At 40.9% G+C, this 24,886-nt stretch carries 21 protein-coding genes, 3 tRNA genes and 1 pseudogene; 10 read left to right on the top strand and 15 right to left on the bottom strand.

What is annotated here, in order from left to right; genetic code table 11:
• Positions 1-76: 76 nt before the first annotated feature.
• A complete protein-coding gene (locus tag CWB60_RS13715; RefSeq protein ID WP_138579191.1) occupies positions 77-2,341 on the bottom strand; it encodes a sensor domain-containing phosphodiesterase in 2,265 nt (754 codons plus the stop codon).
• 386 nt (positions 2,342-2,727) lie between these two features.
• Between CWB60_RS13715 and cysZ the strand changes: the two genes are divergently transcribed.
• On the top strand, positions 2,728-3,441 hold the full coding sequence (cysZ, locus tag CWB60_RS13710) for a sulfate transporter CysZ (RefSeq protein WP_004588849.1): 714 nt from the start codon (positions 2,728-2,730) through the stop codon (positions 3,439-3,441).
• 49 nt (positions 3,442-3,490) lie between these two features.
• Here cysZ and CWB60_RS13705 read toward each other — a convergent pair whose 3' ends face one another.
• The 14 genes and pseudogenes from CWB60_RS13705 to hemA all read right to left on the bottom strand — a co-directional run bounded on the left by CWB60_RS13705 (position 3,491) and on the right by hemA (position 18,674).
• A complete protein-coding gene (locus tag CWB60_RS13705; RefSeq protein ID WP_138579193.1) occupies positions 3,491-4,030 on the bottom strand; it encodes a hypothetical protein in 540 nt (179 codons plus the stop codon).
• Positions 4,031-7,345: a PKD domain-containing protein gene (locus tag CWB60_RS13700; protein WP_138579195.1), complete on the bottom strand. Its 3,315-nt coding sequence runs from the start codon at positions 7,343-7,345 to the stop codon at positions 4,031-4,033. It lies immediately after the preceding gene.
• Between the two features lie 17 nt (positions 7,346-7,362).
• Positions 7,363-8,448 carry a 23S rRNA (cytidine(2498)-2'-O)-methyltransferase RlmM gene (rlmM, locus tag CWB60_RS13695; RefSeq protein WP_004588846.1) on the bottom strand — a complete coding sequence of 362 codons (1,086 nt, stop codon included), beginning with the start codon at positions 8,446-8,448 and terminating at the stop codon, positions 7,363-7,365.
• A gap of 17 nt (positions 8,449-8,465) precedes the next feature.
• Complete coding sequence (locus tag CWB60_RS13690; RefSeq protein ID WP_171036151.1) at positions 8,466-8,834, bottom strand: DUF423 domain-containing protein; 369 nt, start codon at positions 8,832-8,834, stop codon at positions 8,466-8,468.
• Positions 8,831-9,466, bottom strand: coding sequence for an alpha/beta family hydrolase (locus tag CWB60_RS13685; RefSeq protein ID WP_024034183.1), 636 nt, complete (start codon positions 9,464-9,466; stop codon positions 8,831-8,833). Before CWB60_RS13685 ends, CWB60_RS13690 begins: the two co-directional genes overlap by 4 nt.
• 2 nt (positions 9,467-9,468) lie before the next feature.
• Positions 9,469-10,365 carry a transcriptional regulator GcvA gene (locus CWB60_RS13680; protein WP_004588843.1) on the bottom strand — a complete coding sequence of 299 codons (897 nt, stop codon included), beginning with the start codon at positions 10,363-10,365 and terminating at the stop codon, positions 9,469-9,471.
• 128 nt (positions 10,366-10,493) lie between these two features.
• Positions 10,494-11,348: a 3-deoxy-8-phosphooctulonate synthase gene (gene kdsA / locus CWB60_RS13675; protein WP_054983446.1), complete on the bottom strand. Its 855-nt coding sequence runs from the start codon at positions 11,346-11,348 to the stop codon at positions 10,494-10,496.
• A 9-nt stretch (positions 11,349-11,357) separates the two neighbouring features.
• Positions 11,358-12,611, bottom strand: coding sequence for a DUF819 family protein (locus CWB60_RS13670; RefSeq protein WP_138579197.1), 1,254 nt, complete (start codon positions 12,609-12,611; stop codon positions 11,358-11,360).
• 14 nt (positions 12,612-12,625) lie between these two features.
• On the bottom strand, positions 12,626-13,453 hold the full coding sequence (locus CWB60_RS13665; RefSeq protein WP_138579199.1) for a tetratricopeptide repeat protein: 828 nt from the start codon (positions 13,451-13,453) through the stop codon (positions 12,626-12,628).
• A gap of 341 nt (positions 13,454-13,794) precedes the next feature.
• Positions 13,795-14,169, bottom strand: coding sequence for a SirB2 family protein (locus CWB60_RS13660; RefSeq protein ID WP_064384853.1), 375 nt, complete (start codon positions 14,167-14,169; stop codon positions 13,795-13,797).
• Between the two features lie 314 nt (positions 14,170-14,483).
• Positions 14,484-15,425, bottom strand: a pseudogene (locus CWB60_RS13655) (DUF3369 domain-containing protein); the annotation flags it as partial.
• Between the two features lie 57 nt (positions 15,426-15,482).
• On the bottom strand, positions 15,483-16,322 hold the full coding sequence (prmC, locus tag CWB60_RS13650) for a peptide chain release factor N(5)-glutamine methyltransferase (RefSeq protein WP_138580018.1): 840 nt from the start codon (positions 16,320-16,322) through the stop codon (positions 15,483-15,485).
• A gap of 2 nt (positions 16,323-16,324) precedes the next feature.
• Complete coding sequence (prfA, locus tag CWB60_RS13645) at positions 16,325-17,410, bottom strand: peptide chain release factor 1 (protein WP_004588836.1); 1,086 nt, start codon at positions 17,408-17,410, stop codon at positions 16,325-16,327.
• A gap of 7 nt (positions 17,411-17,417) precedes the next feature.
• Positions 17,418-18,674, bottom strand: a complete 1,257-nt coding sequence (gene hemA / locus CWB60_RS13640) for a glutamyl-tRNA reductase (RefSeq protein ID WP_171036150.1) — start codon at positions 18,672-18,674, stop codon at positions 17,418-17,420.
• A gap of 83 nt (positions 18,675-18,757) precedes the next feature.
• Between hemA and lolB the strand changes: the two genes are divergently transcribed.
• From lolB to CWB60_RS13595, 9 genes are all read left to right on the top strand, one after another.
• Positions 18,758-19,345 carry a lipoprotein insertase outer membrane protein LolB gene (gene lolB / locus CWB60_RS13635; protein WP_004588834.1) on the top strand — a complete coding sequence of 196 codons (588 nt, stop codon included), beginning with the start codon at positions 18,758-18,760 and terminating at the stop codon, positions 19,343-19,345.
• A gap of 2 nt (positions 19,346-19,347) precedes the next feature.
• Positions 19,348-20,205: a 4-(cytidine 5'-diphospho)-2-C-methyl-D-erythritol kinase gene (gene ispE, locus CWB60_RS13630; protein WP_054983449.1), complete on the top strand. Its 858-nt coding sequence runs from the start codon at positions 19,348-19,350 to the stop codon at positions 20,203-20,205.
• A 90-nt stretch (positions 20,206-20,295) separates the two neighbouring features.
• Positions 20,296-21,243 (top strand): ribose-phosphate pyrophosphokinase, encoded by a 948-nt coding sequence (locus CWB60_RS13625; RefSeq protein ID WP_004588832.1) that lies wholly within the window; start codon positions 20,296-20,298, stop codon positions 21,241-21,243.
• 151 nt (positions 21,244-21,394) lie between these two features.
• Positions 21,395-22,009 (top strand): 50S ribosomal protein L25/general stress protein Ctc, encoded by a 615-nt coding sequence (locus CWB60_RS13620; protein ID WP_004588831.1) that lies wholly within the window; start codon positions 21,395-21,397, stop codon positions 22,007-22,009.
• An 18-nt stretch (positions 22,010-22,027) separates the two neighbouring features.
• Positions 22,028-22,612: an aminoacyl-tRNA hydrolase gene (gene pth, locus CWB60_RS13615; protein WP_024033868.1), complete on the top strand. Its 585-nt coding sequence runs from the start codon at positions 22,028-22,030 to the stop codon at positions 22,610-22,612.
• A gap of 33 nt (positions 22,613-22,645) precedes the next feature.
• The gene (ychF, locus tag CWB60_RS13610; RefSeq protein WP_004588829.1) at positions 22,646-23,737 is read left to right on the top strand and encodes a redox-regulated ATPase YchF; all 1,092 of its coding nucleotides are present in this window, start codon (positions 22,646-22,648) and stop codon (positions 23,735-23,737) included.
• A gap of 748 nt (positions 23,738-24,485) precedes the next feature.
• Positions 24,486-24,562, top strand: a tRNA-Met gene (locus tag CWB60_RS13605).
• 67 nt (positions 24,563-24,629) lie between these two features.
• A tRNA-Leu gene (locus CWB60_RS13600) sits at positions 24,630-24,714 on the top strand.
• Positions 24,715-24,751: 37 nt separating this feature from the next.
• Positions 24,752-24,826, top strand: a tRNA-Gln gene (locus tag CWB60_RS13595).
• The last annotated feature ends 60 nt before the right edge of the window (positions 24,827-24,886 follow it).

Genomic DNA, 24,886 nt, shown 5'->3' with positions numbered 1-24,886 from the left:
AAACAAAATGTTTTAATAAGGTAAAAATAGCTTTATTAAAACGTTAGCTTAATTTACAAAAACTACGCACAGCCTGCTAAGCACTTAGGCTTTGCTTTTTTAATTGATGGGCATGCCACTTAATATAGTTACTGGCATTCATAGGTTTTGCGACTAAATAGCCTTGTATACAATCTGCATTGAGCAAGTTTAGTAACTCAAATTGCGCCTCTTGCTCTACACCTTCAGCAACAACGGTAATGTCTAAACTTTTGCCCAGGCTTATAATCGTATTAACAATATTAAAGCCTTTGCCTTTATCTAAAATCTTATCGATAAAGCTTTTATCAATTTTTATTTCCTGCACGGGGAACGCATTTAAATGGGCTAAACAGGAATACCCTGTACCAAAGTCGTCTATAGAAAACACAAAACCTTGTTCTTGTAGCTCCGTCATTTGCTTTATTGTGCTGTCAATATCGCCCGATAGCATGGTTTCGGTGATCTCAAGTTTAATATGCTGCGGTTTTATGTTGAACTCTTTAATTGTAGAGCAGAGCTCACGGGTAAGCTGTGCAGAATTAAACTGTATATGACTAATATTTATAGATACGCTAAAGTGCTCATCTATCATGTTTTTTTCATTAAGTTGATTAATAAGGCGGCATATATTGCGAAGCACTATGTTTTGCAGTTTTTGAATCAGGCCATATTGCTCTGCAATAGGAATAAACTGATTAGGCGCAATAACCCCTTTATTAGGGTGCATCCACCTTATCAGGGCTTCTGCACCTACTATCTTTCCTTGCATACTAATTTGCGGCTGAAAATACGCACAAAATTCGTTATTTGCGATTGCTCTTACAATATCCGTTTCTAATTCGGCTTGGTTTTCGAGTAAAGTTTGCAGTTTAGGGTCATAAAAGCTGCAGCTATTGCCGCCTTTTGCCTTAGAGCGGTACATGGCGGTATCTGCAAATTTTAATATGTTATCGGTGGCTGTGTGCTCTTCGTTAATTAAGCAAATACCTATACTGCAGCTAACTTGAAATGCCAGCTCCCCTATTGCAAACTTATCATTAAACACGCCTTGTACTTTTTTAGCGACTATTTCAGATTCAATACAGGCTTGGTGATTATGCTCGCCAATGTATTCGAGTAAAATAATAAATTCATCACCGCCCACTCTAGCTAAAGTATCAGATGATCGTATTACGCCACCTAAGCGTTTTGCTAATTCTATTAATACTTGATCTCCGGCGCCGTGGCCTAATGAATCGTTTATTCTTTTAAAGTTATCAACATCTAAAAACAGCAATGCGCCCGTTTTTTTGGTGCGTTTAATACGCTCCACACACTTTGCTAGGCTGTCGCTGAGCATTCGTCTATTAGGGAGCCCTGTTAGTGGATCAAAAAACGCAAGCCGTTGAACTTCTTGCTCGGCTTTTTTGCGAAGGGTTACATCTCTTGCCATCCACACTACGTGCTTAAGTTCTGGTTTTTCTGGCTGGTAGTTAGTAAGTGCAGCCGCTCTTCCTTCAAAGGTTATGTGGCCTTTGGGCACGGCTAAATCGTACTCAAATATTTGCATTTCATTGGTGCGAATGGTTTTTTTAATAATCCCCATGATCATGTCGGCATCTTTTTCTGGGAACAAGTCTTGCACATTTTGACCAATTAAATCGGTGGGCGATTCAAGTAATAAGTCACTCGAGGTACCGTAAATATCGGTATAGACGCCCTCTTCGTTCAAAATCAAAATAAGATCGGGCATCACTTGCGTAAATGCTTTAAATTTTTCATTACTTTTTTGCAGGTCTGCCACTAGCTGCCTAGCTTTGAGCGACTCTGCGCTTTTTTCAAGTGCTATGCTAGAAAAGTGTACAAAATAGTCAATGAGTTCTAAATCTTGCTGTGTAGGCGCTTTAGGGGTGCCGTGGTAAATAGCAAAAGTGCCTAATATTTCATTGGTGGTTGAAATAACCGGGGTTGACCAACAAGAATATAAACCGTACCTGTGCGCTAAATCTTTGTAATCTTCCCACAAGGGCGATAGGTCAATATTTTGCGCAATAACTCGCTCATTTTTATAGGCTGCGGTGCCACAAGACCCTACATTAGGGCCTATAAACACACCATTAATTGCCTTTAAATATTCATCGTCTATATTTGGGGCAGCGCGATGAAATAACTGATTACCTGTTAAAGACAGTATTGAGCATCTTGCAGAGCTGTCTTCAATAACTTGCTCTATAGCTAAACAAATATCTTGTAAAATATCGTCTAAGGCAATGCCTAACGCGATTTTAGATAATATATCCTGCTGGTGAGATAACAATTGTTTTAGTTTTGCAGTATTCATACTTCACCATGCATCTAGGTACTTTTATGTTGCTACGCACTTTAAAAAAGTGCAGTGCATCAACAAATTCCTGCTCTTAGTTCATATATTTAAAATGAGTATAGTTAATAAACTTACAGCGCGAGTTTTATTATTACGATTATGGAAATTGTTTTTTAATAAAATAGGTAAAAAACAACTTTAGTATGCGTTAAGCCTACATTATTTTGCAACAAAAAATAAACATCCATAACAAAAACAATCCAGCCAACACACTCTAAAACTTTTTAAAAATTTTGCAGATTTAACACTTTGTTACTTAAAAAGGCTGTTCAAAATTATCAGTCTAATTATACTGCATGCAGATATGAGTCTTTTTTGAGGTTACTGTGCAGATCATACAAGGTATGGAATATTTTTTTTCAGGCTTTAAATTAATTAGCCAAAAAGGCCTTAAGCGCTTTGTGCTTATTCCACTTTTACTTAATATTTTATTGTTTGGTAGTTCATTATTCTTTTTATTTGGTTGGTTAAGCGACAGCTTTAATTATATAAACAACATGTTACCTGAGTGGCTAAGCTGGCTTGAATGGTTAATGTGGCCCATTGCAGTGCTTGTGGTGCTATTTAGTTACAGCATGCTATTTACGGTAATAACCAACTTTATTGCGGCCCCTTTTAACGGACTACTCAGCGAAAAAGTAGAGCTTTATTTAACGGGTCAAAAAATAAATGACGACGGTTTTGCTGATTTAGTAAAAGACATTCCACGCATGGTAGGCAGAGAGTGGACAAAGCTTTGCTATTACTTACCCCGCGCTATTGGCTTTTTTATTTTGTTGTGGATTTTACCCGTTATTGGACAAGTGTTATGGGTTTTATTTACATGTTGGATGTATGCTGTGCAATACAAAGATTTTGCCTTCGATAACCATAAAGTAGGCTTTAAACAAATGAAAGACGATTTAAAGTCTAAACAAGGTTTATCTTATGGCTTTGGCTTTGCTGTTATGCTGCTCACTGCAATCCCATTTATTAACCTAATTGTTATGCCCGTTGCTGTATGTGGCGCTACCCGTTTGTGGGTAGATAATTATCGCTCTAAATACCGAGCGGGCTAAATAATATTACGGCAAATAATAAAAGCACCTTTTGGTGCTTTTATTTTATCTATATCAACTTAAGTGCAGTGTAATTTAGTCTTGCGCGCCTTGGCAGTGCTGCATTTTTTTCATCTTGTAAAGTAAACGCTGTGATCACTATCGAGAATAACTGCTTTTTAAAAGTAATGTTAATGACTTCGCCTATTTTAGTTTTATAAGTGTGTTGCTGATTAAACAGTTTAAGTTCACCGTTTGCTAATTGCTCAACATACAAATAGGGGGTGTGCAAAGGCAGTTTTAACCTTATAACATTTAAACTGCTTTGCTCCTGTACTGCAATCCACGCCCCATCTTTATAAAGCGTATTAAAACGCGTTATGCCCTCGGGCTGAAGTACAGAGTCGTTTTGTATTAAACACGTGCTACACCCGTTTACTCGCCTTTGCTGCCAATTTACTGGCTTTTTATTATAATAAAGCGCATCAGTTAGTAACCATTCACTACTATGGCTATTACTGGCTTTATTAATAGCGCCTTGGCTACAGGCAGCAACTAAACAAATAATAGCTCCTTGTAAAAGTGCAGCTTTTATAAATCGGTAGCTCATTTAGCGCTCTTTAATTGCTTTAATTTGATTAATTATAGCCTCGCTTGGCGCTGCTTCTTTTATATAGCGTGGCAATGAAGTAGAAACAGCTTGAACACGCTGCTGTTGATGCAGCTTATGGCTCATTGTATTTGCCACACCAAATCGGTTACCTGCACTTTGTGAGTAAAACTGTAAGTTAATCATGCTCCACTCATCGGTATCCGTTAATACAGTAATTTGCGAGTCTTGGTTTGCATCAAAGTTAGTTAATGTATCGCCTAAAATTGCATTACAATTATAATCGACCGCCTCAGAGCCAGCCCTGTTTAATCCTGCGCTTTCATCAATAGCACTTTCATTTATATTTGCTGCGCTGCCGTTTGAATAATCAATGATAAAATCATCCGTTGATCCTGTTTGATTATTAGTATTTGGCACAAGGTCGCAGTTAATGTTGTTGGTATAAAACCGGTCGTAATAACGGTCACCTTCGTTATTACCTATGCTTGCAAGCCCCGTTAATTGATATAGATAATTCATTGAGCTTAAATGATTTGGCTTAAAGTTCACTTCTTCATCGCCGCCATGATAAAGCCCTAAATTATGCCCCAACTCATGAAAAATAGTAGACGCTTGGTAATTATTCGTCACATTTTGTGATGTTTGATCATCAAAGGATAACCCCCATCCGCCCATAGTCAGCATTAGGTCATTACCATTTATTTCGGCAATACCCGAGCCACTAATGCTGCCATCTTCGTTACCACTGTTTGCCATTAATAAATAATGAAAAATTGGGCGGCGCGTTGTATCGGCATATTCCATCTTATAGGCAAATAAATTAGCGGTACCTTGGTCATATTCAAAGGGCGTGTAGCTGTTAAACGGTACGGTTGTACCGCCTCCTAAATCAAAGTTAGCGGTGGAAATACCTGTGCTTTGGTCAAACAAATCGCCTACATCAAAATGCACTGTGTAACCGTTACTTGCAAATACGCTTACTACTTTTTCTAATGCTGTACGCTGTGGCGTAATACCTATATCGGTACTATCCATATAATCAATTTCTATAAATATATCTTTTTGATTTACCCGTGCGCCCCATTCATATAAAGGCAACCCGCCAAATGTTGCGCCTTCTTGCTCACTGCAATCAGGGATCCCATCTAAATCTGTATCGGTATCACAGCTAATATCATTTTGCCCTGCCGGCGTATTAAACACTGAGTAAACCCAATCACTTGCTTGATTAGTATCTGTTGCATTAAGCGCACGTTTTAAGCTTGAGCCTTGCTCGGCCTGCATTTGTGGTGCGTTATCGCCTTGCCATTGCGTGGCACTAACCGGTTGCTGGGTAGAATTACCAAATTTAACAAAGTCGATTGTTTGTGTGGCGGCGCTATTTAATAACTCTGCAAAGCCATTTATATACCAGTAAGGACGTAGCGCATCGCTTTGGTTACCCACCAGCACAATTTTAGGGTTATTAAGTGCCGCGCTTGCTAAAAACTCATCACCAAAACGACTTTGCAGTAAAATATAACTGCCGTTTTCTAATACTTTGTTGGGTAATGTAAATACTTGCTCTGCACTCACTGAGCTATCAAGCATATTAATTGCGCGCGTTTTTAATGAATAGTTTTGTAAATTAACAGCCTCTCCTGTGCCGTTATAAATCTCTACCCAGGGCGTATCATTAGTAAATTGCACCGATATGAGTTCGGTTATTTTTAAATCTTGGGTTGAGGTGGTAAATTCACTCACTTGGCCTGCTGTCGCAGCAGTACCAGAAAAATTAACTAATTGGTCATTTACACGCACTTTGTAAAGCGTGTTTTCTGAAAAATCAGCGCTTAAGTTAACGTTTTTAAAATAGTCACTCGTCTCATCAGGCGCACCAGATACGCTCTCTACATTAAGTGCAACGCAGCTTGCAAAATCATCACTTGATACCTGAACACTGCCTTCGCAGCTCCCCGCGCTACTATTTACGGTTAACGAACTGCTCAGCATCACATCTGAAAACGTAATGCTAATGGGGGTGTCAACCAATACCGGTTCATCTGCTCCATTAGGCGTTATTTCTGTCACCGTTGCAGCGCTGGTATCAATAATTGTCGTATTAAGTAAAAAGTTGGTGCTGTCTTCACCATCACTGGCGGTCAGTGTATAGCTTTTTGCAGAAATACTATTTACAGGCGGTGTGTAGCTAAAGCGCAGCGCTTGGGCATCAATAACACTCACCTGCGCCCCTTCTAAGTCATCTGGAAAAGTAATTTGTACCGTATCGCCATCGGCATCATTTACCGTCAAATTAAATTCAGCACTTAAGTTATATTGCACCTCAACGGTTACATCATCTGCCACAGGCGGATTGTTAGGCGGCACCACAATCACCGTTTTTTGGGCGCTATTAGTTGCATCGTCGTTATCTCTAACGGTGGCTAAAAAGGTAATATTGGTATTTTGAGCAACCGTTGGAGCATTAAACGTAATGCTGGAGTCGGTTTGCGTAAATTCGACCACGGGGCCGTTTGTTTGCTGCCAGCTTAGCTCGCTAATGGTGCCATCGCTGTCCTGCGCTGTAGCTGTTATTGTCACTGACTCATTTTGCATTGCCTCGTCAGGCCCAGCTAAGGTAACACTAGGTGCGCTATTTAATTGCGTAATAAGTACCGTGGCACTGCTTTGTACAGTGCCCCCGGCATTGTCGGTTACAGTAACACTAAAACCAAGCGTTTCACTTTCACTTACATTTGGGGCGGTAAAGCTTAATTCACCTTCAGTTTGGCTAAATTCGATGGAGGAGCCAGCAGATTGTACCCACACTATGGTGCTAATTGTGCCATCTATGTCTTGTGCATTAGCAATTAAACTCACTTGGGTATTAGCCAGTGCACTGCTTGGGCCTGTAATATTAACTGTGGGAGGGGTGTTTTGAACCGTGATAGTCCCAGAAAACACTTGCTCTGTAGTTGCGCCGTCATTATCGGTTACTAGCACCGAAAAACTAAAATCAGTGTCGCTCTCTACACTGGGGGCCGTTGCTGTGAGTATGTTGCCATTGGCAGTAAAGGTAAATTCAGGCCCCGACAGCTGCTGCCATTGATAACTAGACACCTGCCCGTCACTATCGCTTGCCTGAGCCGTAATAGTAAAGGTTTGGTTAGCAACAATAACGCTGCTGCTTACATCAACACTCACAGTAGGGGCGGTATTGCCAGTTGAGCCACTATCGGTGGCGTCACTATCGCTGCCACCGCCGCCGCAACCGGCTATTAAAAGTGATAAAAAAAGTAATCCTAGCCATTTATAAACATTATTTAATACCACTTTTATGCCTCTATGATTTAGCTATACAAATTTTGGGGTACCTTAACAACGTTTAAATGAACGGTAATTTCCTCACGATCATGATACAAATGCTTAGCTTGCAACTCATAGGTTATACCGTACTTAGTAAGCTCTTCTTTGATCATCGTTAGGCATTCATAAACACTATCAAAGCGTTTTTTCATAGGCAGCTTTAAATTAAATATAAGCTCTTTGGCGTATGCGTTTACTGCCCAGTCAATCATTAGATTAGTCACTTTGGTTGGTTTTTCCACCATATCGCACACTAACCAGTTAATATTTCTTTTTTCTGGGCGGTATTTAAAACCATCGGCTCTAAAGTGTTTAACTTGGCCTGTTTCCATCAAACTATCATTCATTGGGCCATTATCTATTGCGCTAACAAACATGCCTCTGCGTACTAATTGATAGGTCCAACCGCCTGGGCAAGCGCCTAAATCAACCCCTCGCATGCCTGGTTGTACTCGCGCTTCTCGCTCTTTTTCAGGGATAAAAACATTAAAGGCTTCGTCAAGTTTTAACGTTGAGCGGCTCGGTCCGTCACTTGGCATACGTAAACGTAAAATGCCCATAAAAAACGGCGAATTATTATAACTATACGAATACCCTACATACGCGGCATTGTTTGCTAAAAATAGTACATGCATTACCGGGCGGTTTGCCTTTGGCTCACGTAATACCGTGTTTTGCTTTTCGAGTGCTTTTTTTAACGGCGTTGATATTTTTTTACAAAAGGTCAGTAGCTCTTTGCCTTCGTTAGTATCGGGGGTTTCTACGCGCAATTCACTACACAAAGGAAAATCCTTTGCGGCTTCTTTTAATGCAGTGACCCTATCTTCTACCGGCATATTTTCGATTAACGTGCCAGCAAACCACTGGCGCGCAAATACCATATTTTTAAAGTCGACCTTTTTGATTATTTCGTCGCTGTGTTGCGCTTCAAAACATTCATAAATCACGTAGCCGGTATTTGGTTTGGCTTTTACATAGCCGGCAAAACCTTGCTCGGCAGCATGAAACGTTATTTCAGCAGCCGCATCGTTTTCAAAACCACTACGACAATAAATCACAACACTAGACATATTAACCCTTAAACTCTTTAAAACTTAAATCGTGCAACTTGCACTAAAATAACAACCCAACCAATTATAAAACATAACCCACCTAATGGGGTTATTGGGCCTAACCACTTCATGCCGCTTAGGGCTAGTAAATATAAACTGCCACTAAAAAGCAGTGTACCGCCAATAAAAAAGCCTCCCGCCATGGTTAAATTAATACCCCACTTAATAAGAATCGCCACGGCTATAAGCGCTAAACCATGCACCATTTGATACTCAGCTGCGGTTTTAAATACCCCGAGTGAATACTCAGTTAAACGGCTTTTTAAGCCATGTGCGGCAAATGCCCCTAACATAACCGACAGCATGCAAAAAAAGCTGCCCGTGAGTAAAAATAATTTAATCATAATTGCTCCACTCTATTGGCTATAAATTTACTTGCTTCAAGCGCTGCAGTTTCACGGTTTTGCAGCTCGCTCACACCACTTTTTTTGCGTGGTTTGAGTGAATGGTCGCCATCGCTAAGCCAAACATAGCTTGGCTGCTTTGGCATAGAAAGCGTTTTAAGCTCTTCACGGGTGCCAAAGGTATCTCGCTCGCCTTGTAAGACTAAAAACGGGCAAGGTATGTCTGCAAAATGATCGGTGCGTAGCTTATCTAGCTTACCGGGCGGATGAAACGGATAGCCAAACGCTAATACACCTACAATCGGTTGTGTAGAGCTACAGGCAAGCATAGACGCCATACGCCCGCCCATCGACTTGCCGCCAATAAATAACGGTAAATTAGGCTGCGCATTTGTTAGTACTTGCTCGTAATAAGCTAACAGTTTAGGGGCTCGCTCTGGGGGTCTACGTTTTTGTGTTTGTTTAGCAATTTGCATGTATTCAAAATCAAATAAACCTACATCAATACCCTGCGCACTGATGAGTTTAGCCATATGCTGCATAAAATCAGAATCTGATCCAGCTCCGGCACCATGCGCAAATATAAACTGTGCAATAGCAGGCTGCGTTGCGCTTTTAAACCATTCAATCATTATTAATACTCTTGTTCTTGTTCAACTAAGCTCAGCATCCAATCTTTAAACGAGACTATTTTACCCAGCTCTGTTTGCGACTCTCTAATCACTAAGTAATACGCGTTTTTACTCTCTAAGCTGTGGCTAAATGGGATCACTAAACGGCCCGCGTCAATATCGGGTTTGGCAAGCACACTATTGCCTATTGCTACACCTTGACCGTGCACCGCGGCTTGGAGCACCATCGATGAGTGGCTAAATATAGGACCTTGATTCACTTGTACATTACGTACACCTGCCGTTTTCATCCAGGTTTTCCAGTTACGACGCGTGGTATCGTGTAACAAGGTGTGCTGGGCTAAGTCACTCGGTTGATTAAGCGGTTTATGCCCGCTTAATAACAGTGGGCTACATAAAGGCACTAAATACTCGGTGTGTAATTTGTAAGTTTGAACTCCACTCCAGTGGCCTCGGCCGTAGTAAATAGCAATATCTACATCATCGGTTAACGAGTTTTCGTCTTGGTCTTGCGCTTTTATACGCACATCGATTTCGGGGTGGAGTTCGTTAAATAAACTTAATCGAGGTACCAACCACTGAATTGCAAAACTCGGGGTTAAACTTACGGTAAGCGAGCCTTTTGCACCACGAGCAAGTAGCTTTTCGGTGGCATCTATTAGCTGGGTAAAAATTTCTTTGATATCTAAAAAATAGCCTTGGCCTTCTTCGGTTAATAATAACGAGCGATTTTTACGTAAAAACAATTTTAAGCCTAAATGCTCTTCAAGGGTTTTAATTTGATGGCTCACTGCCGCTTGCGTTACATACAGCTCTTCTGCTGCTTTAGTAAAGCTTAAATGGCGTGCCGCGGCTTCAAAAGCTTTAAGTGCGTTTAATGGGGGGACTCGTCTTGACATAGTAACCAAGCTTAGAATTAGTTTTTCTTATGCGTAAGATTATATACAGCATCGTTGTGTGTGTATATTAATGGAATAAAAAAAGCGACCTAAGTCGCTTTTTAAACATTACCTAAATAGGTGTTAAATTATAAATCGCTTGCGCTTGTATCAAGTGGTGCAAAGCTTTTAATTAAATCATCTACCGCTTTCATTTGCGATAAGTACCCTTCAAGCTTGCTAAGTGCCAATGCACATGGGCCATCACACTTTGCTTCATTAGGGTTAGGGTGCGCTTCAATAAATAGGCCCGCAATGCCCAGTGCCATGCCGCTGCGAGCAAGCTCGGCAGCTTGTGCACGGCGTCCATCAGCAGAGTCAGCTCGCCCGCCTGGGCGCTGTAGTGCATGGGTGGCATCAAAAATAACCGGTGCCATGGCTTTCATGTCATCCATACCTAGCATATCAACAACTAAGTTGTTGTAGCCAAAGCTTGAGCCGCGCTCACACAGTGCAACATTATCATTACCTGCTTCATTAAATTTAGTAATGATATGACGCATTTCGTGCGGTGCTAAAAACTGTGGTTTTTTCACATTAATAATGGCACCCGTTTTAGCCATAGCTACCACTAAATCGGTTTGGCGTGCTAAAAATGCAGGTAACTGAATTACATCAACCACTTCAGCAACAGGCGCTGCTTGGTGTGGTTCGTGCACATCGGTTATAAGCGGAATATTAAAGGTATTTTTAATCTCTTCAAATATTTTTAAGCCTTCTTCCATACCTGGGCCGCGGTAAGAATTTATTGATGAGCGATTCGCTTTATCAAACGAGGCTTTAAATACATAAGGAATATTTAATTTAGACGTTACTTCTACATAGTGCTCTGCAATACGCATTGCTAAATCGCGCGACTCTAAAACATTCATACCACCGAATAATACAAATGGTTTGTCGTTTGCCAGCTCAATGTTATTAATATTAATTACTTGGTTGTTCATTTAAATTCCTTAAGGTGCAACTGCTTGCATCATTAATCCACAAATGTAGGCCATATATGTACCTACACCATACCCTAGTACAGCTAATAAAACGCCCACTGGCGCAAGCGAAGGGTGAAACGCAGAAGCCACCACAGGCGCCGACGCAGCGCCGCCAACGTTAGCTTGCGAGCCCACCGCCATATAAAATAACGGGGCTTTTATTACTTTGGCTACAATCAGCATTAAACTTGCGTGTGTTAGCATCCAAATAGCCCCAATTAAAAATAACCCAGGGTTACTAAATATAGCGGTTACATTCATATGTAAGCCAATTGATGCCACTAAAATATATAAAAAGCTTGAAGCAACTTTTGATGCGCCAAACGCTTCTATTTGCCTTACTTTAGTAAATGATAAACTAATACCAATAGTGGTTGAAATAACAATTAGCCAAAAGAATTTACTGTTTAAGCTGTACTCTTTAGCCCACGCATAATTGTTTGCAAAAAACGGCCCTAAAAAGTCAGCACAAAAATGAGCTAGCCCAGTTATACCAAATGCTATGGCAATAATGGTCATGTAGTCATTGAGTGTCGGCATGCGTGCATGCTCTGCATGGTATTGCTCAACACGGTTTTTTAAATCTTCTATGGCGGTTGTATCAGCCCCTGTTGCGGCATCAATTTTTTTATGGTTTGCGGCCATTAGTAATAAAACAGCCATCCAAATATTCGCCACAATCACATCAACGGTCACCATAACCGAGAATATATCGCCGCCCACTTCAAACATTTCTTTCATTGAGGCTTGGTTTGCGCCGCCGCCAATCCAGCTGCCGGCAACCGTTGTCATACCACGCCAAACAGCATCAGGGCCGTGACCGCCTACTAAATCAGGGCTAAATACGCTAACCACTAAAATAGATAAAGGCCCACCAATCACAATGCCCAACGTACCCACTAAAAACATAATTAACGCTTTGGGGCCTAAATTAATAATCGCTTTTAAATCAATGCTAATGGTAAGTAAAATTAAACATGCTGGCAGCAAATAGCGCGAAGCAACATAGTAAATATTTGAACTATGTCCATCTACAATGCCAAACGTATTGAGTAAAGAAGGTAAAAAGTAACACAGCAATAATGCTGGTACATATTTATAAAATGCTTTTAGTTTGGGGTTTTCGCTGCTAGAGGTTTTAAAAATGAACCCTAAAATTACAGCAAGCAAACCCAGTACAACAGCATCATTAGTAATTAATGCAGTGTGAGTATCAGCCATATTTGTTCCTATTCTTAATGGTGTGTTTTATTATTATCTTCAAGTTCTTCTAGTTGATGCTGAATAATCTCGATTGCCGGATCGTCCGGGCACTCATCAATAAAAAACTGTAAATCATCGCGTGCCATTTTAGGACAATCTAACTGATTGAGTAAGTAACCTCTGTCGCGTCTCTCGTACGGATCATCGCCTAATAGCTCCATTAGCAACTCAACACATACCAGCGCGTGGCCAAATTTATTTTCGCTAATAAACGACCATTTTTGCTGCGCTAAAAACAATTTATAAACTTCATCGTTATAAATAAGCTCAAGTGGCTCTTGCTCTTGGCCATTTTCTTCATCCGCATTATCAGGAATGATGTACCAGCTTTGTTGCCCACTGCTAGGCTCAATAATGTAGCCTTCTTCATCACTTATCGCGACATGCACGCTTATATCACCCTGGTTAATACACACACTGGCATCTAATTGCGCTTGCTCAAGCAAATGGCTCAATAAAATACCTAATGTGGTTATAGAGCCGCTGCGCATAGTGAGTGTATAGCTTAAGCTATTTATTTTATGCTCTGGCACCTTTAGCCCAGAGGCGCTAAATAGCCATTTGCTATAAAAAATATCAAGAAGGGCTTCTAATCTATCGTGTGGGTCTTTTTGCTTTGCGCACATAGCAGTGATCTGCTGCTCAAAGTCAGTTAATACAGAAAAAGTTGGCGCTAAATCTATTTGAGGGTCCCATTTCGACTCTGCATTAATACACCGATAAAGTGGCGGTGGAGTAAATTCATCATATGCATCATCTAAATAAGATTCGTCGTGTTCGTCATACCCGAGGGTGGTCATCAATACTGCAACATTTATTAAAAAACGAAGGCGTAGTTTACCTAATTTTACGGATAGTTACCAATACAGCGAAGCTCCCACCCGTAATTATACCCCAGAGGTGTGCTTTATAGTAAAAGGAGTAGGCCAGCCTAGCTGAAAAATGGTGAAGGCTATGAGACGTGCAGAGGTGTATTAACTGTGTTAACTGTTACTTAAGTTCCTTGGGGGTTTAAGTTCCTTAAGAGTATTAGCTCCTTACGTTTAAGCTCCTTGCGTATTTAAGTCCCTTACTTATAAGTATCGTGCGTGTTTAAAAAGCATATACACGCACCAACACTTAACTTGCAACAGAGTAGGTATTATAAAAGTAGCGGCGATTTTGCTGTTGCCAAATACCCTATCGCTAAAATCACAACCGTGTTAACTACCACATACATAATTTTTGGCAGCGTATTAGTTTGTTTTGCACTGATAATACCTATCGCAATATAAATCACTACAAGCACTATTTTTTCTAATAACCATAGTTGCTCAAAGGGGTTTATTTTTGCCATGAACACCAATGTTATTGCAGAAATAAGTAATAAAGTGTCAATGCTGTGACTGCCAATAAAAACCAGTTTATTTTTGGCAAGCTTGCCACTGCCCATACGCGAAAAAGAGCGGATGTAAAATAAGATAACGCTTAGCATAGCAATTGCCATGTGTGAGTGTTTTACTGCTAAATAATCCATAAGCCTCAGTACTTTTTGTTTTGTTAAAATTAGTTAAGTGCGTTTAATACCAACCCGCTTAATTAAGTGATCTATTTTGAGGATGGAAAAACGTGTTGATAGCTAGGCAAAAAATTTGCTATTTAGTTGTTCTAAATGAGAATTTTTTAACGCTGATAGCAACACGTTTAGCCCCCTCAAAATGATTAAGTATTATTGCTGCTTGGTATAATACCAAGTACTACGCACTGCTTTGGCTATTATGCCTCACAAACTAAAAAGCACATAGTCGCAAGGCTATGTGCTTTTTAAATTTATAGTAACGATTAACGTTGTTGTCGTTGCACGTTCTCAAATGCTAGTTGTACATTTTGCGAAAAAATCTCAATTAAATTACGTTGCGTATCGGTTATATTTTTAGGGATCCCCGATATAAATAACATCGAATTGTGATTGTACTCGCTACTACAATAAGCAAATAAGTAGTTATCTTTATAAATTATGCTTTTATCTTTAAGTGCTTGATGACATGCCTCTAGTTGCTCGTTTTGCAGCACCGCATCTAACTCTTTACCCTCGCTTTGCTCAAACTCACCGGTACCAGAGCGTACTATTAGCTTATCGTTACTATTTTCTTGCGTATTTTGCGCCACTAACGTAGTGGCATACACCGCTTGATCAGCAATGCCTAATAACGAAGTAAGTTGCTGCATCACCCCTTCAATAAACTGCTCTATTGAACGTGTGGCAAATATATCGCGCGAGGCAACAATAATTTTTTCAAGCCCTTCGCGAGATTGCTCTATAGAAATAATATCGCGATACGAGCGTAAGCTCGACATAATCACAGTAAACAGCTTTTGCGCTGTCAGCTCTGTTTTCGATTTATAGTCGTTAATATCGTAATTAATAATAACTTGGCGTTCAGGCGCCTGCCCAGGCTGACCGGTTCTTAAAATAATGCGAATATGATTATTATTAGCTTCTTCGCGAATAAATTTAGCAACCTGTAACCCAGCGTCATCTGTTTCCATTACCACATCTAGCAGTACAATAGCGGCATCTGGGTGCGCATTTATTAATTCTTTTGCTTCAGCGCCCGAGTATGCGCTTAAAAATTCTAAACGTTTGTTCTGAAATTCAAAATCACTCAACGCTAGCTTTGTAACAGCATGAACTTCAGGTTCGTCATCAACGATTAATACTTTCCAAGTGCCAAGCTCTACTTCACTTTCTAACTCATCTGGCTCATCTGAAAATAAAAAATCACCCATCATATTAAAGGTTCCTTAATGCATTTATAGAACACACAATCATGGCTGTTTATTATCAAATTAAGGCCACTGTGCGAGCGTTACACGATCGTTATTTCCCAAGTCTTTTACTGTTTTAATATTTATATACGCCATTTGCTTAAACAAATGCCGAACAGCTTCACCCTGTTCAAAACCATGTTCTATTAAAAGATAGCCACTAGGGAGCAAATAGTCACGTGATTGTGTAATTATTTGTTTTATATCAGCCATTCCTGCCTCATCGGCCACTAACGCAGAAAGAGGTTCAAAGCGCACATCCCCTTCTTTTAAATGTTTATCGTCGTGTTCAATGTACGGGGGGTTGGTCACAATTAAATTAAACTGCTCATTTTTCAGCGCGCTAAACCAGTTACTTTGCTTAACTTGCACATTATTAATGGCTAAACGCTGCTGATTCCGAGTCGCTAAGGCCACCGCATCTGCTACTTTGTCGACTGCTGTAATTTGCCATGTTGGCATTTCACTGCCAAGTGCAAGTGCAATAGCGCCGGTGCCAGTGCCTAAATCAAGCACTTTTGCTTGCTCAGGCACGGTAAGTGCTAAAGCTTGCTCAACGAGTGTTTCGGTATCAGGCCTAGGAATAAGCGTCGTGGCATTCACCTCGAGCGCTAAGCTCCAAAATTCGCGCTGGCCAATAATATGCGCTACGGGTTCACCATTTAAACGCCGTTCACAAAATTCATCATATTGGCGCTGTTCGTCGCTGCTAAGTAGGTTATCTGGCCAGGTAAATAAGTAACTGCGAGGTTTTTGAAGAATATGTAATAGCAGTACTTGTGCGTCTAATTTAGCGCTGTCGCTAGTTGGTGCAAGTTTAGTTGCACCAACCGCTATTGCCTGCTCAAGCGTGTGGTTCACAATTACTCATCGCCCATTGCGGCAAGTAAATCAGCCTGATGCTCTTGCATTAATGGATCGATAATTGCGCCTAAATCACCAGTTACCACTTCGTTTAAGCGATAAAGCGTTAAATTAATACGGTGATCGGTAATACGTCCTTGCGGGTAGTTGTAAGTACGAATACGCTCAGAGCGATCGCCACTGCCCACTAGGTTACGGCGCTCAGAGGCCTCAGCCGCATGACGTTTTTCATCTTCGGCTTGCTGTAAACGCGCGGCAAGTACCGACATCGCTTTAGCACGGTTTTTATGTTGCGAACGCTCATCCTGACACTCAACCACAACACCCGTTGGAATATGAGTAATACGAATTGCCGAGTCGGTTTTATTTACGTGCTGACCACCAGCGCCCGAGGCTCTAAAGGTATCTACTTTTATATCGGCGGTGTTTATTTCAATGGCTTCTGCTTCAGGAATTTCGGCCATTACTGCAACCGTACACGCAGAGGTATGTACACGCCCTTGCGACTCAGTCTCTGGTACACGTTGTACACGGTGAGCGCCCGATTCAAACTTAAGCTTACCGTACACACCTTCACCGCTAATATTTGCAATAACTTCTTTGTAGCCGCCGTGTTCACCTTCGTTGGTGCTCACTACTTCAACTTTCCATTTTTGTGTTTCGGCGTAACGGCTGTACATTCTAAATAAATCGCCTGCAAAAATAGCCGCTTCGTCACCACCGGTACCCGCACGTACTTCTAAAAATACATTGTTGTTATCTTTAGGATCTTTAGGAAGCATAAGCACTTGTAGCTCATCTTCTAATGATAAAATTTGCGCTTTAGCTTCTTTGTATTCTTCTTGCGCCATTTCACGCATATCTGGGTCTGAATCTTTTAGCATTTCTTCAGCAGTCGCTACATCGTCTTGCGCTTGTTGGTATGCTAAAAATGTTTTTACAATTTCTTCAAGCTCAGAGTATTCTTTTGAAAGAGCACGAAAGCGGTTTTGATCACTAATGACCGACGGATCGCTCAGTAGCGCTTGTACTTCTTCGTAGCGCTCTACTAAGGTTTCTAATTTACGATATACAGACTCTTTCATTTAACTGTTATTCCTGATCAATACCTAACATTTTTTTCAACTGAGTTAGTTGTGCCACTTCACCTTTTTTAGCCGCATCTTGAATTGCACGGGTAGGCGCGTGCATTAAGCGGTTGGTTAATTTATTGGCCAACTCTAATATAATTTTTTCTGCGTCTTTACCTGTATTTAGCTGACTAACCGCCCGCTCAACAAGTTCTGACTTAATGGTTTGTACGTCGTTTCGGTAGTGGCGAATTAAATCAACCGAATCGAGAGAGCGAACCCACATTTCAAATTCTTTTACGCGCTCGTTTATTATTAATTGTGCTTGCTCTGCCGCCTGTTCACGCGCGGCCATATTCTCGCTTACAATGGCTTGTAAGTCATCAACGGAATATAAATAGGCTGCGTCAAGCTCGCCTACTTGGCTTTCTATATCGCGCGGTACGGCAATATCAATAAACAGCATAGGTTTATGGCGGCGCTGTTTTAATGCTTGCTCCACCACCCCTTTACCTATAATTGGTAACGTACTGGCGGTTGAGCTAATAACAATATCGGCTTTGTGTAAACGCTCAGGTAGTTGTGCCAGCGCAATCACATCGGCCGACACTTCCTGCGCTAAACCGCGTGCACGCTCAATGGTTCTATTGGCAACCGTAATTTGTTGCGGCTCATTTTGATATAAATGTTTAGCTACAAGCTCTATTGTTTCGCCGGCACCAATTAATAACACATTGGTTTTATCAAGCTTGCCATAAATATGTTTTGCTAAATTAACCGCTGCAAACGCCACCGACACAGCACTGGCACCAATATCGGTGTCGGTACGGACCTGCTTAGCTACAGAAAAGGTTTTTTGAAACAACCTGTCAAACTTAACGCCTACGGCATCGTGTGTTTTGGCGCTATGATAAGCTTGCTTAATTTGCCCTAAAATTTGCGGCTCGCCCAATACCAAAGAATCTAAGCCGCACGCAACACGCATTAAATGATTAATGGCTGCATCACCTTGGTGGCAATATATATTTTTGCTCAGTTCGTGTTCATCCAAACCATGGAAACTGGCAAGCCAGGCTAGCAGTGCTTGGGAATTTGACTGCTCAAGGCTACAATAGATTTCGGTACGGTTACAGGTAGATACAATAACGGCTTCGTTAAAGTCGGCATGACCGCTTAATTGCTGGAGCGCCTCAGACATTTGCTCAGGCGAAAAAGCCACTTTTTCACGTAATTCTACGGATGCGGTTTTGTGATTTATACCAAGTGCTATGATGGTCATATTTGCCAAATATTGCTGCGCCCTACTTTAAAGGCGGCAATTTTACCAAAAATCAGCGGAATATGGAAAGTAAGGAACAACATTTGATTAGACATTATTTAATTTTATTCACTCTTTTTTTGTTTTTAGCGGGCTGCGCCCACCAAATTGATACAAAAACAACGCTTTACGATGATTGGAAACCACGCTTAGCAGCGCAAAAAACCTGGCAAGCACAAGGTAAATTAGCGTTTATAAGCCCTGATGAGCGCCAATCTGCAAACTTAAATTGGCAACAAGACGAAAAACAAAACAACTTAGTGCTCACTACGTTTATTGGTACTCGTATATTGTCGCTTAAACAAACCCGCACAGGTGCGGTACTTGATTACGACGATAAAACATACACAGATACTAACGCTGCGTTATTATTAAAACGCTTAACCGGTTTTGACCTGCCAGTTGATAACGCCGATAACTGGTTAAAAGGCACATTAACGTCGCAAACATTAAAAGTAGACGAACTTGGCCGTGCACAACAAGTTATTTGGTACGATAACAGCAATAAAAAGTGGCAAATAACGTATTCAAACTATAAACAGCAAGGTGGCTTTTGGGTTCCTGGCAATGTCACGCTAAAACATCAGCAAATTAAAATCAAAATTCAACTCTACAATTGGCAATTTAATTAAGTATGAATACTAAAACAGCTTTTTCGGTCATTGCACCGGCAAAACTTAACTTATTTTTACACATCAATGCGCGCCGTGATGACGGTTATCACGAACTAGAAACCTTATTTACCTTTTTAAATTTTGGCGACACACTCGACTATTCAGTTAACGAAGCGCCCACTATTTTAATAACGGGTGATACGAAAGGCATAGCAGATTGCGATAATCTCATCTATAAAGCCGCGTTATTGCTTAAAAATCACTGTGGCATTTCATCAGGTGTAAAAATAAATCTCACTAAACGTTTACCTATGGGTGGCGGCGTGGGAGGCGGTTCATCTGATGCAGCCACCACGTTACTTGCACTTAATAAAATGTGGAATACACAACTAAATATTGATGAATTAGCAAACTTAGGCCTGCAATTAGGCGCCGACGTGCCGGTATTTATTCGTGGTAAAAGCGCCATAGCACACGGTATTGGCGAACAATTGGTTGACGTAGAGCTTGAACAAAAATGGTATTGCGTTGTGCACCCTAATCAGCATGTCAGTACCGCTAAAATATTCACTCACCCAGATTTAAAACGCGATACACCAAAAATTTCAGGTGATTGGCGAACCCATAAATTAACCAACGATTGTGAGCCTTTAGTTAAAAAGCTCTGCCCCGAGGTTGAAAAAACCCTGCAGTGGTTGCTAAAATACGCCCCGTCGAAGATGACCGGAACAGGTTCATGTTGTTTTGTCGAATTTGCTAGCCAAGTTCAAGCACAAGATGTACTTGATAACCTCCCCCATACTTGGCAGGGTTTTGTTGCTTCTAGCGCAAATGTCTCACCTGCTCATACGGAGCTTGCCGCCATATTCGATCAATGAAGTAACGTACAAGTAATCATAAGTTAACGCGTAGTGGGTTTTACCTATTTACCCGTTAGTCCAAAAATTCAGTGCCTGAGGAACCCTACCGTGCCTGACATGAAGCTCTTCGCTGGTAACGCAACACCTGAGTTAGCTCAAAAAGTTGCAAAACGTTTGTATATTGAATTAGGCGATGCTGTTGTTGGCCGTTTTAGCGACGGTGAGATCAGTGTTCAAATAAATGAAAATGTTCGTGGCTCGGATGTTTTTATCTTGCAATCAACCTGTGCCCCTACTAACGATAACCTAATGGAACTTATCGTTATGGTTGATGCTCTACGTCGTGCATCAGCAGGTCGTATTACTGCCGTCATTCCTTATTTTGGTTATGCACGTCAAGACCGTCGAGTACGTTCTGCGCGCGTTCCAATTACCGCTAAAGTTGTTGCCGATTTCTTATCAAGTGTAGGTGTTGACCGCGTTCTTACGGTTGATTTACACGCTGAGCAAATACAAGGTTTCTTTGACGTACCAGTAGATAACGTATTTGGTAGCCCTGTATTACTTGAAGATATGGAAGAGCGTGAGTTTGAAGACGTTGTTGTAGTATCGCCAGATATTGGTGGTGTAGTACGTGCCCGTGCTATTGCAAAACTACTTCACGACACAGACCTTGCTATCATTGATAAACGTCGCCCTCAAGCTAACGTTTCTCAAGTAATGCATATTATTGGTGATGTTGAAGGCCGCGACTGTATTATCGTAGATGATATGATTGATACCGGTGGTACTTTATGTAAAGCCGCAGAAGCACTTAAAGAACACGGTGCTAAACGCGTATTTGCCTATGCAACGCACCCTATTTTATCTGGCAAAGCTGCAGAGAACATTCGTAACTCAGTAATTGATGAAGTAATTGTAACTGACTCAATTCCGTTATCTGATGAATTAAAAGCGCTTGATAAAGTAAAAGTACTGACTCTTGCTGACATGTTAGCCGAAACAATTCGTCGCATCAGCAATGAAGAATCTATTTCAGCGATGTTTGAACACTAAAATCACACATTCGTTGGAACATATAAGCGCCTTTTGGCGCTTTTTTTGTATGTGTTGTTTATTTTATCGGGGGGCGGTGTTATGATAGCGCGCCTTTTGGGTAGGGACCTTGGTCGCAAAGGCCCTAACACTTTTAATTATTGGAGACATTATGTCTAACGAAACTTATACTTACAACGCTGAACTTCGCGTAGAAACTGGTACTGGTGCGAGCCGCCGCCTACGTCGCGAAGACAAAGTACCTGCTATCCTTTACGGTGCAGATAAAGAAGCGGTATCGCTTACTCTTGCTCATAAAGACATGATCAAAGCACAAGAAAGCGAAGGTTTTTACACGCACATTCTTACGCTAAATGTTGGCGGCGAGTCTGTTGAAGCTATCTTAAAAGATATTCAACGTCACCCATTCAAGCCAAAAATCACTCACCTTGATTTCCAACGTGTAGATGCAACTCACAAATTAGTAACTAAAGTTCCTCTTCACTTCATCGGTGAAGAAGCAGTTACTAAAGCTGGCGCAACTGTTGTTCACCAGTTAACTGAAGTTGAGATTTCTTGTCTTCCTAAAGCACTTCCAGAATTCGTTGAAGTTAACGTTTCTAATTTAGTAGTTGGTGATTCAGTTCACATTTCTGACCTTGAACTTCCTTCAGGTGTTCAGTCTGTTGAACTAGGTAAAGGCGAAGGCCACGACCTGTCAGTAGTTACAATCAAAGCTAACAAAGCAGCTCCTACTGAAGAAGAAGCTTCAGACGCTGCTGAATAATATTTAAGGTCTTGCACCTTGAATTCTATTCAAATGCTTGTGGGCCTGGCTAATCCAGGCCCCGAATACGCAAACACACGCCACAATGCAGGTGCTTGGTTCATTGAAGAACTCGCAGCACGCTACAACTGCACGCTCAAACACGATCCTAAATATCACGGCCTAACAGGCAAAGTGATCATCCAAGGCCAAGAATTCAAATTATTGATCCCCACCACCTACATGAACTTAAGTGGTAAAGCGGTCGGTAGTTTAGCCAATTTTTTCAAAATCCCCGTGGAAAACATACTTGTTGCCCATGACGAAATGGATTTAGACCCAGGCGTTGCCAAACTTAAAAAAGGTGGCGGTCATGGCGGTCATAATGGCTTAAAAGACATTATTGCAAAAATGGCAAACCAAAAAGATTTTATGCGTTTACGCATAGGTATCGGTCATCCAGGGCATCGTGAAATGGTTACCGGTTGGGTGCTTGGAAAAGCAGCCAAAGAAGACCAAGAAAAAATGGATGCAGCGGTTGATGAAGCAGTTCGCTGTATGGAAATACTTGCAAAAGATGGTGTGTTAAAAGCACAAAACAGACTACATTCTTTTAAACCATAATCGTTTAAACGAATCTTAACAAGGTATCTTACTATGGGTTTTAAATGTGGCATCGTTGGCTTGCCTAATGTTGGTAAATCAACGCTTTTTAATGCACTAACTAAAGCGGGTATTGAAGCCGCTAACTTTCCTTTTTGTACCATCGAACCTAACACAGGTGTAGTACCGGTACCCGATCCTCGCTTAGACGAGCTAGCAAAAATTGTAAATCCTCAACGTATTCTACCTACCAGTATGGAATTTGTTGATATTGCTGGTTTAGTAAAAGGCGCATCAAAAGGTGAAGGTTTAGGAAACCAATTTTTAGCAAACATTCGTGAAACGGATGCAATTGGCCATGTAGTTCGCTGTTTTGAAGACGAAAACGTAATTCACGTTGCAGGTACTATTGACCCTGCTGACGATATTGACGTTATCAATACCGAATTAGTACTTGCCGATATGGACAGCGCTGATAAAGCAATTTTCCGTAACGCTAAAAAAGCGAAAGGCGGCGATAAAGACGCTAAAGAGCAAAATGCAGTACTTGAAAAAGTTAAAGTACACTTAGACGAAGGGTTAACACTTCGCTCTTTAGAGCTTACTAAAGAAGAAAAAGCAGCAATTAGCTCAATTAACTTCTTAACTATTAAGCCTACTATGTACATTGCTAACGTAGCTGAAGATGGCTTTGAAAATAACCCACACCTTGACCGTGTACGTGCTATTGCAGAGTCTGAAGATGCTGTAGTAATTCCGGTGTGTGCTGCAATCGAATCTGAGCTTTCTGAACTAGATGAAGAAGACAAGCTTGAATTTATGGCAGACCTAGGTTTAGAAGAACCAGGCCTAAACCGTGTTATTCGCGGTGGTTACGAGCTATTGCATTTACAAACCTACTTCACAGCAGGTGTAAAAGAAGTACGCGCGTGGACTATTCCAGTAGGTGCAACTGCGCCGCAAGCGGCTGGTAAAATTCACACCGACTTTGAACGTGGCTTTATTCGCGCACAAACCATTGCTTATGACGACTACATTGCCTTTAATGGCGAAGGTGGCGCTAAAGAAGCTGGTAAAATGCGTCAAGAAGGTAAAGAGTACATTGTTAAAGATGGCGATGTAATGAACTTCTTGTTCAACGTGTAATTACGCCTAAACAATCTGTTTATAAAAGCCCGCTTAATGCGGGTTTTTTTATGCCTTTATCTAAATAAGTTTTATCCCAAAAGACAAATGGCCTTAATTACTTTTGGCTTTTTATAGCAATTAGCATAATTAAGTGATTTATTTTGTTGATGGAAAAACCTGTTGATAGCTAGAAAAAATTCGCTATTTAGTTGTTCTAAAAGAGAATTTTTTCACACAGATAGCGACACGTTTAGTCCCTAAAAATGATATAAGTATTATTACGGATTGGTTTGATACTCACGAGCTAAGCTAAATACTTTATTTAACGTGAGAAATACGCATCAGTAATAAGCAAATTACCCTACCAACTACCCCCACGCGGTGATTAATATGTAATTTTTAACGCAACTAGCGCAAGTTATGCCTACTTAAAATGATTGCATAACCTGGTTATTAAGTATCATAGCTTCATTCAATAGCTAAAATACTCAATAAACTCGGTTTTAATACAACTTGATCACAAAGCGACTGCATAAATACTCAGCAGTTTTTATATTAACGGTTTTAAGTTGTTATTACTTAGTGTACTTTGACAGTTGATTTACAGTTAAAAAAACAGCAAATTTATTAAAATTTAGCCTCTTAGCTTAATTTTCCTGCAAACAAACCCTGTTAAGTGTTTTTTTGCAAAAAAGGTGTTGACGGATTTGGGTCATATCAGCATAATACGCCCCGCACTCAGCGATGAAGTGATAACAAAAGAGATGGCTAAGTAGCTCAGCTGGTTAGAGCACATCACTCATAATGATGGGGTCACAGGTTCAAATCCCGTCTTAGCCACCATTTTTCTTTTGTTGCTCAATGAAGAGTTTAAAATAACTACCTCCCTTTGATTATTCAAAGTGAAAATGCGGGAGTGGCGGAATTGGTAGACGCGCTGGATTTAGGTTCCAGTATCTTAGGATGTGAGAGTTCAAGTCTCTCCTTCCGCACCATGTTCTGATATGAACTAAACTATCAATTGTTTTCTGTTGGGATATCGCCAAGCGGTAAGGCACCAGGTTTTGATCCTGGCATTCCCAGGTTCAAATCCTGGTATCCCAGCCAACAATGGCTAAGTAGCTCAGCTGGTTAGAGCACATCACTCATAATGATGGGGTACGAGGT

The sequence above is a fragment of the Pseudoalteromonas sp. S327 genome, assembly GCF_005886415.1.
GTDB classification, from domain to species: domain Bacteria; phylum Pseudomonadota; class Gammaproteobacteria; order Enterobacterales; family Alteromonadaceae; genus Pseudoalteromonas; species Pseudoalteromonas atlantica.
The sequence above is the reverse complement of the archived record's forward strand: the minus strand, read 5'-3'. Positions and strand labels throughout refer to the sequence as shown.